The sequence below is a fragment of the Solirubrobacter ginsenosidimutans genome (assembly GCF_027587205.1).
This window is the reverse complement of record NZ_JAPDOD010000025.1, coordinates 1-13,555: the sequence shown is the minus strand read 5'-3', so window position 1 is coordinate 13,555 and position 13,555 is coordinate 1. Positions and strand designations below refer to the sequence as shown.

The following is a 13,555-nucleotide window of genomic DNA, read 5'->3' as shown; positions in this document are numbered from 1 at the left end:
CTGACAACCTCATTGGAAGATCGTGGTCCTTCCCTTGCGATCCGCCGTCTCGCGCGCCTGCGCGTTGATGGAGTGCAATAGGCCAAGGGCCAAGAACGTGGAGAGCATCGACGAGCCGCCGAAGCTCAGGAGCGGGGCGGTCACACCTGTGATGGGCATGATCCCCACATTCATCCCGATGTTCACGAAAAGCTGGAACAGCAGCATCACAGCGACGCCGCCGGCGATCAGCGCTCCGAAGAGGTTCTTCGCGATCGTAAGGATGTGAAGCGCGCGCCAGATCAACAGCGCGTAGAGCGACAAAACGAGCGCGCAACCGGCGAAACCGTAGGTCTCGCCGATCACGGCGTAGATGAAATCGGTGTGGTGCTCGGGCAGGAACCCGAGCGCCGTCTGGCTGGCGTTCTTGACGCCGCGGCCGGTCTTCTCCCCCGCACCGATGGCGACCAGCGACTGCGCCTGCTGATAGCCGGCGTCGCCGGGGTCGGCCGAGGGATGAAGGAACGCCGTGAGTCGTGACACCTGGTAGGGGTGCAGGACTTCGACGCCCAGCTTCGGCGCGGCCACCAACACGAACGTGACGCTGACCGCGAACAGCGCGGTCAGCGCGGCGAAATGGCGCCATGGCGCCCCGGCGACGAACAGGATCGCGAGCGTCGCGGAGACGTACACGGTGGCCGACCCGAGGTCGGGCTCGGCCATCACGATCAACGTCGGCAATAGCCCGAGCAACATCACCCGGGCGGTGGTCTGACGGCCCATCTCGCGCATCCGCTCGACCACGAACCCCGCAAGGGCCACGACCAGCAGGACCTTGCCGAGCTCGGAAGGCTGCAGGTGGAAGCCGGGCAGCGGGATCCACGACTTGGCGCCGCGGGTGGCCGCGGCCAGCCCGAGCACGCCGATGATCGAGACCATCAGCACGCCGTAGATCGGATAGCGCAACTCGCGCAGGCGCGAGTAGTCCAGCCGCGAGACGCCGTACATCAGGATGAGCCCGACGACGGCGTAGATCGCTTGACGCTTGACGTAGTACAGCGGTTGGCCATGGATGTCGTCCGCCGTCGCGCCCTTGATGGCGATCAACGAGCAGGCGACCAGGCCGAGCGTCGCGAGCAGCAGCAGCGGATCCAGGCGCAGACGCCATTCCCGCGGCACCAGCGGGGGCGGCGGTTCAGAAGCGGGTTGGATGGACTGGGCGCTCAATTGCTCTGGTCGGAGCCGGTTTTGAACTCGCGGTTCTTCACATCGAACCACTGCGAGAGGATCAGACGCGCTGCGGGTGCCGCAGTTTCCGCACCGAAGCCGCCGCGCTCGACCGTCACGACGACCACGATCGGCTTGCTGCCGTCCTTGACGAAGCAGGCGTACCACGCCTGATCCGGGTTCGGCTGGCGCTCCACCGTGCCGGTCTTGCCGTACAGGTTGTCGGTATAGGTCTTCGGGAAGCCCTTGAAGACGTCGGCGGACGTGCCGCCGTCCTCGGTGGCGGCGCGGTGCAGCCCGTCGAGCACGGTCGCGCGGTCCTGCGGGTCGAGCTTGATCTTCTTGCCCTTCTTGACCGGCAGTTCCTGGACCGTCACGCCGTTGCCGTCCTCGATCGCCTGGCCGAGATGCGGCTTGACGATCGTGCCGCCGTTGGCCAGCGCGGAGTACGCGACCGCGACCTGCAGCGGCGTCGCCTGCAGATCGCCCTGGCCGACGGCGAGGTTGACGTTGTCGCCGGTCGTCCAGGTGCGCTCGACGCCGCCGCACTTATACAGCGCGTCGCCGGTGCGCTCCTCAACGTGGTTCTTCTTGGCGCAGTCGCTGTATTTGGCGTACGCCTTGTTGCGCCACGTGCTGTCGGGCACCAGGCCCGGCGCCTCGCCGCCGGTGTCGATCCCCGTGGTGCGACCGAAGCCGAGCCGCTTCGCCATCTTCTGGATGATCGGCCCCTTGCTGTCGGCCTGCTCGCCGAGCTTGTAGAAGAAGACGTCCGAGGAGACCTTCAGCGCATCCGACATGGTGATCGGGCCGAAGCTCGCGCCCTTGGCGTTCTGGTACTTCTGCGGGCCGAGCTCGTAGTGGCCGTCGTCGAAGACCTTGTCGTTGGCCTTGATCAGGCCGCTGCCGAGCGCCGCGAGGGCGGTGATCGGCTTGAACACGGAGCCGATCGGATACAGCGAGTCGGTCGCGCGGTTGACCAGCGGCTCGCCGGTCGCCTTCGACGTCAGCGACGTCCACGTCTTCTCGGTGAACGGGCGCGCGAAGACGGTGGCGTCGAAGCTGGGCTGCGAGCCCATCGCGAGGATCGCGCCGTTGCGCGGGTCCATCGCCACATAGGCGCCGGCGCGGGCGCCGTACTGCGAGGCCGCGATCGCCTTCTGCAGCGCCTCGTCTCCCGCCTTCTGGAGGTTGAAGTCGAGCGTCAGCTTCAGCCGCTGGCCCTGCTGGGGATCCTTGACCGAGGCGACCTTCTGGTCGTCGCGGCGGCCGAGCGCGTCGACGACGACCTTCTGGTAGCCGTCGGTGCCGAGCAGGTATTTGTCGTAGGTCTTCTCGAGCCCGCTCTGGCCGACCCGCGTGCCTTGGGCGACGCCCGAGTACTTGTCGAGCTTGAGCTGCTCCGGGCCGATCTCGAAGACGCGCCCGAAGATCTGCGCGGCGTGCTGCTCCTGCGGATAGTCGCGCAGGAAGCGCTCCTCGACGACGACGCCCTTGAACCGCTCGGCGTATTCGCGCATGTAGTTGAACTCCGGGCGCGGCACGTCGGTGCGGATCGTGACGTTCGAGTACGGCGCGTCGGCGATGCCGCGGATCACGCGCTGGTGAATCGTCTTCGGCGTGATCCCCAGGACCTTGCCCATGCGTTTGTAGAGCGCGATCAGATCGGTCTCTTCCGGGCGGACCGCCGGGACGTCGACCGCACGCGCCTTCGCGGCCTGCTTCTTGAGCGTCGCGCGTTCCTTGGTCTCGGCCTTCGTGTTCCTGCGCCCGTCGTCCTTAAGCCTGCGGACGAATGCGTCGTAGCTGTCCTGCGCCTTCAGGCGATCGTTCTCGGCGGCCGAGAGGTTCTTGCGGTACGTGTCGGCGTCCTCGCGCACGCTGTCGGGCAGCTGGCTCGGGACCATCTGGACGACCGCGGCGGCCTTCGTCCGCACGAGCGGCACGTTGTAGCGGTCGACGATGTTCCCCCGCGGCGCCTCGATGCGCACCTTCCGGACGCGGTTGTCGCGCGCCTGGGTGACCGCCTCCTGGCCCGTCAGGACCTGCAGGTACCAGAGGCGGAAGAAGACGATCCCGAAGAGCACGAAGGCGACGCCGCCGAGGACGGCGACGCGCCACGCGAGCTGTGGCGTGATCGGGCGGATGCGTTCTTCTACGCGTTGCGGCACTAGGCGCGGGAGATCGGGCTGAGCCCGCCGGTCGTGTAGGCCCGGCGCCGGCGGCGGCGCGGGTCCTCGGGCAGGAAGGGCAACAGCGCGCGGCGGATGATCGCGTAGACGGGCAGCGCGAGCAGCGTATTGAGCACGACGGTCAGCAGCAGCTCTCGCAGCAGCAGCAGCGAGACCGGCGCGTCCACGCCGAGCAGGAACTGCAGCAGCGTGAAGCCGACGGCGGCGATCGCCGTGGCGGCCGCGCCGATCGCGACCGGCGCGAGGCCGTGCGCGGGGTCGCGCAGCTCGCGGATGCGCCCGGCTCCGTAGCCGATCGCGGTGAACACGAGCGAGCTCACGCCGAGCGTCTGGTAGAGCGAGACGTCGATGAACAGGCCGAGGCAGAAGCCGAAGACCGCGCCGGTCATCGATCCCGCGATGAAGCCCACGGAGGCCACCAACAGCGGCGTGAGGTCCGCGGGGACGCCGAAGACGGTCACCTGCGACACGACGCTGAGCTGGATGAGGCCGCCGATCAGCCCGAGCAGGGCGAGGCGGACCACGGATGGGGTGGAGATCGTCACTTGCTCTGGAGGTCGGCGTGGGGCTCGGTCAGGACCTGCACCATGTCCACGCGGGTCAGGTCGGCCGTGGGCGTGATGTGGATGCGCTTATCCAACTCGCCGTCGCCGATGTCGATGCGGTCGATGATGCCGATCGGGATCGCGGGCGGGTAGCGCGACTCCAGCCGGCTCGAGATCGTGCCGGCGGTGTAGACGATCTCGCCCTTGCGCACCTTGTTGGCGTTGTCGACGAACTTGAACAGCAGGTCGCCGGGCGCGCCCACGGCGGGGACGACGCTGCCGGGCTCCTGACTGGTTCCGGTGATCCCGCCGGTGGCGAACTCGGGATCGGTGATCAGCGTGACCACCGCGCCGCCGCCCCAGGCGGTCTCGATCTTGCCGACCAGGCCGGCGCCGTTGATCACCGGGTCGCCGACCTTGACGCCGTCGTTGGTGCCCTTGTTGATCTGCAGGCTCTGGTACCAGCTGTTGGGCGAGTGCAGGTAGACGCGGGCGTCGACCGGGCCGTACTGGCTCATGCCGCCCTGCGTGTCGATCCCGTTGAGCTTGCCCTGCTGCTCGGCCATCCGCAGGCGGTTGCGCAGCTCGGTGTTCTCGACCAGCAACTTGCCGCGCGCGGCCTCGGCCTTGTCGCGCTGGTCCTTGGCGTCGATCGTGTCGCCGAACCAGCCGAAGAGGTCGCGGAACGGCTTCAGGACCCGGCTCGCGCCCTCCTGGATCGGCGACAGTGCGCCGAGCGCGCCGCGCTGCGCGGAATGCAGGCGGCCGTTCTGGGACTCTCCGTAATAGGCGGTGAGCAGGATCAGCGAGGCCGTGACGAGCAGGGCCAGCACTGCGCGACGGCGTCTAACCGCTCTGTCGTGCATAGGCGAATGAAGGCGTGGAAGGGAAGATCGGTCAAGCTCAAGCTAGCGCCGAGGCCGCCGATTGCGGTTATTGGAGCGATTGGACTTGTGGATCGCCTCGAACTCCTCGAGGCTGCGTCCACTTCCCACCGCGACGCAGGTGAGCGGGGATTCGGCCCGGTGGGCCGGCATCTGGGTCTCTTCGCGCAGACGCTCGTCGAGCCCCTGGAGCAGGCTACCGCCGCCCGCGAGCATGATGCCGCGGTCCATGATGTCGGAGGCGAGCTCCGGCGGCGTGCGGTCCAGCGTCTCCTTGATGGCGTCGATGATCTGCACGAGCGGCTCCTCGAGCGCCGCACGGACCTCCTCGGAGGTCAGCACCACGGTCTTCGGGAGCCCGGAGACGAGGTCGCGGCCACGGATCTCGGCCTGCACCTCCTCCTCGAGCGGGTACGCCGAGCCGATCTCGAGCTTGACCTCCTCGGCCGTCTGCTGGCCGATCAGGAGCTTGTACTCCTTCTTGACGTAATTGATGATCGACTCGTCGAGCTCGTCGCCGCCGACGCGGATGGACTGGGCGACGACGATGCCGCCGAGGCTGATCACCGCGACCTCGGAGGTGCCGCCGCCGATGTCGACGACCATGTTGCCCGTCGGCTCGCCGACCGGCAGCCCGGCGCCGATCGCGGCCGCCATCGGCTCCTCGATCAGGTAGGCCTGTCTCGCGCCGGCCGAGAGGCAGGCCTCCTCGACCGCGCGCTTCTCGACCCCGGTCACACCTGAGGGAACGCAGACCACGACCCGCGGGTGCGCCCAGCGATTCTGGTGCACCTTCTGGATGAAGTGGCGCAGCATCTGCTCGGTGACGTCGAAGTCGGCGATCACGCCGTCCTTCAGCGGCCGGATGGCGCTGATCGTGCCGGGGGTCCGGCCGAGCATTCGCTTGGCCTCGATCCCCACGGCATGGACCTCGCCGGTGCGACTGTCGATCGCAACCACCGAAGGTTCGCTGAGGACGATGCCGCGACCACGAACGTAGACGAGCGTGTTGGCGGTGCCCAGATCAACCGCCATGTCACGGCCACCGAAGCCGGTGAGGTAAGAGAAGAATCCCATGCGTTATCGGACCGAACCTCCGCTAGGAAAAGGGAGACCGAGCCGATGCGGAGTCTACCGAAGCCCTGTTACTCCGAAATCGCTGCAAAGCGACCGTCAAAGCTCCTGCTCCACCTCGTCCAGCCACTGCCGGTGGGCGTCGACGATGCGCTGCGCAAGCCGCCGGTTGAGCCGAAGTGCGGTCGCGCGGTGCGGCAGCCCCGCCTCCCGTTGCGCCGCCGCAGCGAGCTCTCCGTCGAGCTCGTCGAGGTCATCGCGGAGTGCGTTAAGGCTCTTGAGCAATTCCCCCCGATCGGCGTACGGCGCGCCGAGGAGGCGGACGATGGCCTCGTTCTGGATGCGCGGGAAGCGGGTGGGCGTGGCCAGCCACTCCCTCAGCGCGTCCTTGCCCTGGTGCGTGAGCGTGTAGTGGGTGCGCTCGTGGGTGCGGCCGGGCATCTTGGTCGCCTCGAGGTAGCCGGCGGCCGCCAGGCGCTTCGGCTCGGCGTAGAACTGGCTCTCGGGCGCCGCCCAGTACACGCGGCCCTGGCGCATCATCCGCACCAGGTCGTGCGGGCCCGCACCGTTCTCACCCACGAGCACGAGCACGGCACAGGAGAACGGCGACAGCTTCTTGGGACTTGACATTAGCTCCGTTTCAGAGGTATAAAGCTCCGTATCAGAGCTTACTCGACCCTGGAGCCTCCCCGCCATGGAACAGTTGTGGTTCATCGCCAACCTCGCCGAAGTGCTCGTCGATCGCGACGACTTCTCGCTGGTGCGCATGCACTCCCCCGCCGCCGACCAGCCGCCGCTGCACGTCCACGCGGCCGACGACGAGGGCTTCTACCTGCTCTCGGGCTCGCTGACGCTGTGGGTGGGCGAGGAGGAGCCGGTGACCCTCGTCCCGGGCCAGTTCGCGCTCGCGCCCCACGGCATCCCGCACACCTACCGCGCCGGCGCTGACGGCGCCGTCACGCTCGTCACCTCCACCCCGGGCGGCTTCGTCGCGTTCCTGCGCGAGGCCGGTCGCCCCGCCTCGCGCCCCGAGCTGCCGGTCCTGGACGGGCCGCCCGACGTCGACCGCCTCGCCCGCATCGCCGCGTCCCACGGCATCACGCTCCTCGGCCCGCCCGGCATGCTCCCGCGCGACCTCACGGCCGCCGTCACGTACCGCTAGATAAAGGGGACAGTCCCCTTTAGGTTCCGGCCACGGCCCAGCGCCGTGCCGCGCGGCGCCGCGAAGGTAAAGGGGACAGTCCCCTTTAGGTTGGGAGCAGTGCGGGCTCGAGGTCGAGCAGGCGGGTGAGCGGGAGGCCGACGACGTTGAGGTAGTCGCCTTCGATGCCCGCGACGAGGATGGCGCCGACGCCCTGGATGGCGTAGCCGCCGGCGCGGCCTTGCCATTCGCCGGTCTTGACGTAGAAATCGAGCTGGCCGGGTGTGGCGGGGCGGAAGTGGACCTGGGTGATCTCGGTTGCGATCCGCGGGGGGCCGCCGTCGCGGGCGAGCGCGATCGCACCCACCACCTGGTGGGTGCGGCCGGCCAGGCGCGCGACGTACTCGCGCGCCTGAGCCGCGTCGCGCGGCTTGCCGAGGATGTCGCCGTCGATGGCGACCAGCGTGTCGGCGCCGAGCGTGAGCGCGGACGGCACCGCGGTCGCCTTGCGGCGCGCGTTCTCCTCCGCGACGGCGACCGGGTCGCCGTGGGTCTCCTCCTCGACGCCCGAGACCTGGACGTCGAACGCAATGCCGACCTGCTCGAGGATCGCGCGCCGCTGCGGCGAGGCGGACGCCAGGGTGAGCGTCCGCGTCAACGGGGCCCTAGAGCTCCGGGAAGAAGAGGCCGGCCTCACGGATGCCGGACTCGGGCGAGTCGGAGCCGTGGACCATGTTCGTGCCGACCGCGATGGCGAAGTCGCCGCGGATCGAGCCCGTGGTCGCCTCGAGCGGGTTGGTGGCGCCGATCACCTGGCGGGCAGCCTTGATCGCGTTGTCGCCCTCGAAGACGAGCGCGATGATCGGACCGGAGGTGATGAAGCTCACGAGCTCGCCGAAGAACGGGCGCTCGGTGTGCTCGGCGTAGTGCTGCTTGGCGAGGTCCTCGGTCACGGTCATGTGCTTCGCCGCGATGATCTTCAGGCCTTTGCGCTCGAAGCGCGCGATGATCTCACCCGACAGGCCGCGCGCGAACGCGTCCGGCTTGACCAGGATCAGTGTCTTTTCCATGGCGAGCAGTGTGTCAGCGTCGTCTGCGGCGCGACGTCTCGCCGGTTCCGGCGGTCTCCGCCTCGGGCTCGGTGAGCTCGGCGGGCTTGGCCGCCTCGGCGGCGACCGTCGACTGGTCGGTCGTCTGGCGGCGACGACGACGCGTGGACGACGGGGTGGGTGCGCTCGTCTCGGCCTCGCAGAACGGGCAGATGCGCCACGCGGGGTCGATCGGCTTCGAGCACGAGTAGCAGCGCTCCTTGAGCTTGCGCATGCAACTCGGGCAGCGCAAGTAGTCCGACTGGACCTCGTAGTCGCAGTGCGGGCAGAGGGAGTAGTCCAGGCTCGCCAGGCGCGCCTCGGCGGCGGTCATCTCCAGCTCGCGCAGGCGGACGTCGTCCAGGAACTCAGGCGGGCGCACGATCAGATAGACGATCGTCCCGACGAACGGGAAGAAGGACGCCAGCGTCGCGCAGACGACCAGCAGAGGGTCGTCGATGCGGCGGCGCGCGTCCGCGAAGGTCCAGAAGATCAGCGACAGATACAGCACGCCGAGTACCAGCAGCGCGACGCTGGCTGCGGTATCCAGCGCGTTGTTCTTGATCCCGAAGATCGCGAGCGTTTCCATTTGTGATCCGAAAGCGTAGTAGGCGGGGCGGCGGGCTCTTACAGGAACGCGCGGCCGAACGCGTATCCGATGCCGAAGAACACCAGGATGACGAGCGCCACGACGAACGCGACCAGCGCGATCATCGCGATGACACTGGGGCCTCGCTGATCGCTCACAGCGCGCTCGCCCTTCGTTGGCCGGGTGCACTGAGCAATTCGGCAACCAGGTAGATGGATCCTGTCGCGAGGACCGTTCCGTTCTCACCTGCAAGCTCGCGTGCGCGCTCGACGGCGCGGCGCGGGTCCGGCTCGATCTCCGAATGGACGCCGCCGACCTTGCTCGCGAGGTCGGCGAGCGTGGCAGGCGACAGCGCCCGCGGGTTGGGCGCGCGGGTGAAGACGGCGGCGCTGAGCCGGGGCAGCAGCGCGCGCAGCATCTCGGCCGCGTCCTTGTCGTCGAGGATTGACAACACGGCGACGGTGCCCTCGGGCACGGAGGCGGCGAGCGCCGCGATCCCCGGCGCGTTGTGCGCGCCGTCGTAGACCGTGAGCGGGCGCTGCGCGACGACCTGCAGGCGGCCGGGCACCCGCGCGCCCGCCGCGACGCGGGCCACGGCCTCGACGTCGAGCGGGTGGCCGAGCAGCGCCTCGGCGGCGGCCAGGGCGGCGGCGAAGTTCCCGCGCTGATAGCCCGGCAGCTCGCCGGCGAGCGCGGCGGCGAGCGCGGGCGAGGTCTCGGCGGGCGGGGTCGCGGCCGCGGCTGCCGGCGCTTCGGCGCCTGGCGTCTCGGCTCCGGCGCCCGTCACGTCGGCGCGCGGCCTCTCGCCCCCGGCGCCCGGCACGTCGGCGCGCGCGCTCGCGGTCGCGCCGGCGAGCACGGGACGCACGATCTTCGCGCCGGTCGCCTGCGCGAGCGCCAGCACCTCCGGCGACTCGTCGCCGAGCACCAACGTGGCGCCTTCGCGCACCACCGCGAGCTTCTCGCCCGCGATGTCGGCGATCGTCGGACCGAGCCAGCGGGTGTGCTCCAGACCCACGTTGGTGAGCACCACGACCTCGGCGCCGAGCACGTTCGTGGCGTCCCAGCGCCCACCCAGCCCCGCCTCGACGACGGCGACCTCCACCTCGCGCCGCGCGAGCTCGGAGAAGGCGGCCGCGGTCAGCAGCTCGAACTGGGTGACGCGCTCGCCGCCGGTGAGCGTCCGGTCGACCTTGGCGGCCGCCGCCGCCGTCCGCTGGATCGCGGCGGCGAAGTCCTGCGCCGGGATGTCGGCGTCACCGACACGCACCCGCTCCGCGTAGGACGTCAGGTGCGGCGAGAGGTAGGAGCCGGTCCGCAGACCGTGCCCCTCCAGCAGCGCCGCGGTGAAGCGCACCGTCGACGACTTGCCGTTGGTCCCGACGACGTGCACGGCACGGAACCGCTCCTGCGGGGAGCCGAGCACCGTCAGCAGGCGGCGCATGCGCTCCAACCCGAAGCGCATGCCGAACAACTCCAGCGAGAGGAGGTGCTCCTCGGCGCGGGCGAGGTCCCACGCGGCCGTCATGAAAGCTCTTCCAGCTCCTTCTGGAGCTTGGCGAGCTTGTCGCGCTCCGCCTGGACGACCTCCGCGGGTGCTTTGGCCACGAACTTCTCGTTGGCGAGCTTGCCCTCGACGCGCTTGATGTCCGCCCGCAGGCGCTCCGCACGCTCGGCCGCGCGCTTCTTCTCCGCCTCCATGTCGACGGCGTCGGACGCCATCACGAGCACCGTGCCGCCGGGCACGCCGACCGTGGCGACCGGCTCGTCGCCGTTCGCGCTGAACTCGAAGCGCGCCAGCCGCGCGACATGCTCGACCACGCGCTCGTACCCGGTCGCGTCCAGCCGCGCCGGAACCCGCGCGCCCGGTGCCGCCCGCACGCCGTCGCGCCACGTCCGCAGCGCCTGCGTGGCCTCGATCGCCCGCGCGACCTCCGCCTCGGTCTCAATGTCTCGCAGCGCCGCGTCCGGCTCCGGCCAACGATGGCTCATCAGCAGGTCGCCGGTGCCGGGGATCAGCGACCACAGCTCCTCGGTCACGAACGGGATCACCGGGTGCGCCATCGCCAGCGTCTCGCCGAGGATCGAGAGCGCGAACTCGGCGGTCTCGGTGTTCTCCTCCTCGTAGAGGCGCGGCTTGAGCATCTCGAGGTACCAGTCGCAGAGCTCGGCGTAGATGAAGCGGTACAGCACGCGGCTGGCGCGGTGGAACTCGAACGCGCCGATCGCCTCGGCGAACTCCGCCTCCGCGGCCTGCAGGCGCGAGAGGATCCACGTGTCCTCGACGGTCGTCGGCGCCGGCACGGTGTCCGGCAGCGTGACGCCCTCGGGCACCCGCAGCAGCACGAGCCGGGTCGCGTTGAAGAGCTTGTTGGCGAGCTGGCGGCCCTCGGCGATCGTGCCCTCGTTGAAGCGCACGTCCTGGGTCGAGGACATCGCGAGCAACCCGTAGCGGACGGCGTCGGCGCCGTAGGCGGGGAAGTCCCCACCCTCGGTGAACACGGGCGGGCGCGGGCCGCCGTCGATCAGCGCCAGCGGGTCGATGCCGGTTCCGAGCGACTTCGACATCCGGCGCCCGTCCGGGGCCTGGACGACCGAGTGCACGTAGACGTCGTCGAACGGGATGTCGCCCGCGAACTCCAGGCCCATGAAGACCATCCGGGCGACCCAGAGGAAGAGGATGTCGCGCGCCGTCGAGAGGACGTCGGTGGGGTAGAACGCCTTCAGCTCGTCGGTCTGATCGGGCCAGCCGAGGGTCGCGAACGGCCACAGGCCGCTCGAGAACCACGTGTCGAGCACGTCGGGATCGCGCTCCCAGCCCGGGCCCTCGGGCGGGTCCATGCCGACGTAGGTCTCCGCGTCGCGGTACCAGACCGGGATCTGATGGCCCCACCACAGCTGGCGCGAGATGCACCACGGGCGGATGTTCTTGAGCCACTCGAGGTAGCGCCGGCGCTGGCCCTCCGGGTGGATGCGCACCCGCCCGTCCTCGACGGCGGCGATCGCCGGCCCGGCCAGCTCGTCCATCTTCATGAACCACTGCAGCGAGATCAGCGGCTCGATCCGCTCGCCGGAGCGCTGCGAGAACGGGACCTCGTGCGTGTAGGGCTCGGTGCGGTTGATCCGGCCTTCCTCGCGCAGTGCGGCGACGACCTCCTCGCGCGCCTCGAGCGCCGTGAGCCCGGCGAACCGCTCGCCCGCGGCCTCGGTCATGCGGCCGTCCTCGCCGATCACCGTCAGCTCGTCGAGGCCGTGCTTGCGGCCGATCTCGAAGTCGTTGGGGTCGTGGCCGGGCGTGATCTTCAGCGCGCCGGTGCCGAACTCGGGCTTGACGTAGTCGTCGGCGATGATCCGCAGGCGGCGGCCGGCGATCGGCAGGATCGCGGTCTCCCCCACCAGGCGCGTGTAGCGGTCGTCGTCCGGGTGGACGGCGATCGCGGTGTCGCCGAGCATCGTCTCGGGGCGGACGGTGGCGACCGTGATCGAGCCGTGGCCCGAGGCCAACGGGTAGTCGACGTAGTAGAGGGTGTCGGTGACCTCGCGGTCCTCGACCTCGAGGTCCGAGATGGCCGACTGCGAGCCCGGGTCCCAATTGACCAGGTAGTTGTCGCGGTAGATCAGGCCCTTGTCGTAGAGCGTGACGAAGACCTTCAGCACCGCGCGGGCGTAGGACTCGTCCAGCGTGAAGCGCTCTTCCTCGTAGTCGCACGAGGCGCCGAGGCGCTTGAACTGGTCGAGGATCGTGTCTCCGTACTGCTCGCGCCAGCGCCAGACGCGCTCGATGAACGCTTCGCGGCCGATCTCCTCGCGGCTCGTGCCCTCGGTCTTGAGCAGCCGCTCCACCTGCGTCTGCGTCGCGATCCCCGCGTGGTCGGTGCCGAGGATCCACTTGGCCCGCTTCCCGCGCATGCGGGCGAAGCGGATCAGCGTGTCCTGGATCGATCCGTTGAGGGCATGGCCCATGTGCAGCGCGCCGGTGACGTTCGGCGGCGGGATCGCGATGGAGTAGTTCTCGGCCGCGGTGCCCTCGGGCTCCGGGTGGAAGCGGCCGGATTCGAACCAGCGGGCGAAGACGCGCGCTTCGCTGGAGTCCGGGTCATAGCGTGTTCGATCCTCGAGGCCCATCGGGCGGGGAGTCTAGGACGAGACGGAAACCGGTACGCCCGATGTGAGCGTGCGCGCGAGGATGCGGACGGCCACGTTGTCGACCCGGACGCACCCGTGAGACCGCGCGGAGCCCAGCGGATCGGCGAGACTCGAACCGCTGCGCCCGTGGATCGCGACCCGCCCGGGACCGCCGCCGTAGTCGTCGAGGACGTCGCTGTGCGCGGTCAGGTGCAGGGCGAACGGGCCGAGGAAGCCGTGCGGGTCGGGTTGGCGGGCGGTCTCGTAGATCGCGAAGCGGCCTTTTGGCGTGGGCGTGCCGGGGGCGCCGACCACCGCTTTGAAGGTGCGGCGGGGCCGGCCGTCACGGAGCAGGGTCAGCGTCCGCGCGGCGAGCCGGATCTCGACGCGCCAGCGGGTGCGGACGAGCCGCACGCGCGCTCGCTTGACCCACGCGTCATGCCCGTTCGGGCGATCGGGGAGGAGCACCCGCAGCCACGCGCCGCGGGTCTGGAGGACGAGCAACCCGACAGGGCCGCCGGTCCAGCGGCCGACCGGGCCGAGCATGTGGGGCTCGCCGCGTGCGGCGGGTTGGTCCCAGGCTGGGGTGCGGGCGACGAGACGCGCGATCCAGGCGGACGCGCGGGTGGGTGCGGAGGGGCGCGCGTGGGGCGCCGGCGGGCGGGTGGGGAGCGAGGCCGCGCCGGCGGCGCGCGCGACGAGCGAGGCCGC

General features: G+C 70.0%; 13 protein-coding genes. 1 reads left to right on the top strand and 12 read right to left on the bottom strand.

Going from position 1 to position 13,555, the window contains the following annotated elements; all coding sequences use genetic code 11:
- Positions 1 to 9 precede the first annotated feature (9 nt).
- The 6 genes from rodA to OM076_RS24325 form a co-directional block, all read right to left on the bottom strand.
- On the bottom strand, positions 10 to 1,206 hold the full coding sequence (gene rodA / locus OM076_RS24350; RefSeq protein ID WP_270042692.1) for a rod shape-determining protein RodA: 1,197 nt from the start codon (positions 1,204 to 1,206) through the stop codon (positions 10 to 12).
- The gene (locus tag OM076_RS24345; RefSeq protein ID WP_270042691.1) at positions 1,203 to 3,377 is read right to left on the bottom strand and encodes a penicillin-binding transpeptidase domain-containing protein; all 2,175 of its coding nucleotides are present in this window, start codon (positions 3,375 to 3,377) and stop codon (positions 1,203 to 1,205) included. The genes rodA and OM076_RS24345 overlap by 4 nt, the downstream gene beginning before the upstream one ends.
- The gene (gene mreD / locus OM076_RS24340) at positions 3,377 to 3,922 is read right to left on the bottom strand and encodes a rod shape-determining protein MreD (RefSeq protein ID WP_270042690.1); all 546 of its coding nucleotides are present in this window, start codon (positions 3,920 to 3,922) and stop codon (positions 3,377 to 3,379) included. Before mreD ends, OM076_RS24345 begins: the two co-directional genes overlap by 1 nt.
- 17 nt (positions 3,923 to 3,939) lie before the next feature.
- Positions 3,940 to 4,776 carry a rod shape-determining protein MreC gene (gene mreC / locus OM076_RS24335; RefSeq protein ID WP_270042689.1) on the bottom strand — a complete coding sequence of 279 codons (837 nt, stop codon included), beginning with the start codon at positions 4,774 to 4,776 and terminating at the stop codon, positions 3,940 to 3,942.
- Between the two features lie 75 nt (positions 4,777 to 4,851).
- Complete coding sequence (locus tag OM076_RS24330; protein ID WP_270042688.1) at positions 4,852 to 5,904, bottom strand: rod shape-determining protein; 1,053 nt, start codon at positions 5,902 to 5,904, stop codon at positions 4,852 to 4,854.
- 96 nt (positions 5,905 to 6,000) lie between these two features.
- Positions 6,001 to 6,531 carry a PadR family transcriptional regulator gene (locus OM076_RS24325; protein WP_270042687.1) on the bottom strand — a complete coding sequence of 177 codons (531 nt, stop codon included), beginning with the start codon at positions 6,529 to 6,531 and terminating at the stop codon, positions 6,001 to 6,003.
- A gap of 64 nt (positions 6,532 to 6,595) precedes the next feature.
- On the opposite strand from OM076_RS24325, the gene OM076_RS24320 reads away from it, so the two are divergent.
- On the top strand, positions 6,596 to 7,063 hold the full coding sequence (locus tag OM076_RS24320) for a cupin domain-containing protein (RefSeq protein ID WP_270042686.1): 468 nt from the start codon (positions 6,596 to 6,598) through the stop codon (positions 7,061 to 7,063).
- Positions 7,064 to 7,148: 85 nt separating this feature from the next.
- Here OM076_RS24320 and OM076_RS24315 read toward each other — a convergent pair whose 3' ends face one another.
- The 6 genes from OM076_RS24315 to OM076_RS24290 form a co-directional block, all read right to left on the bottom strand.
- Positions 7,149 to 7,700, bottom strand: coding sequence for a Maf family protein (locus OM076_RS24315; protein ID WP_270042685.1), 552 nt, complete (start codon positions 7,698 to 7,700; stop codon positions 7,149 to 7,151).
- Positions 7,701 to 7,707: 7 nt separating this feature from the next.
- Entirely contained in the window at positions 7,708 to 8,112 is a 405-nt protein-coding gene (gene ndk / locus OM076_RS24310; RefSeq protein ID WP_270042684.1) for a nucleoside-diphosphate kinase, read from the bottom strand.
- Positions 8,113 to 8,125: 13 nt separating this feature from the next.
- Positions 8,126 to 8,719, bottom strand: a complete 594-nt coding sequence (locus OM076_RS24305; protein WP_270042683.1) for a zinc ribbon domain-containing protein — start codon at positions 8,717 to 8,719, stop codon at positions 8,126 to 8,128.
- A gap of 154 nt (positions 8,720 to 8,873) precedes the next feature.
- Positions 8,874 to 10,247: a bifunctional folylpolyglutamate synthase/dihydrofolate synthase gene (locus OM076_RS24300; RefSeq protein WP_270042681.1), complete on the bottom strand. Its 1,374-nt coding sequence runs from the start codon at positions 10,245 to 10,247 to the stop codon at positions 8,874 to 8,876.
- Positions 10,244 to 12,844, bottom strand: coding sequence for a valine--tRNA ligase (locus OM076_RS24295; protein ID WP_270042680.1), 2,601 nt, complete (start codon positions 12,842 to 12,844; stop codon positions 10,244 to 10,246). The genes OM076_RS24300 and OM076_RS24295 overlap by 4 nt, the downstream gene beginning before the upstream one ends.
- A 12-nt stretch (positions 12,845 to 12,856) precedes the next feature.
- Positions 12,857 to 13,555, bottom strand: a 699-nt coding sequence (locus tag OM076_RS24290) for a L,D-transpeptidase (protein WP_270042679.1), incomplete at its 5' end; no start/stop codon positions are given.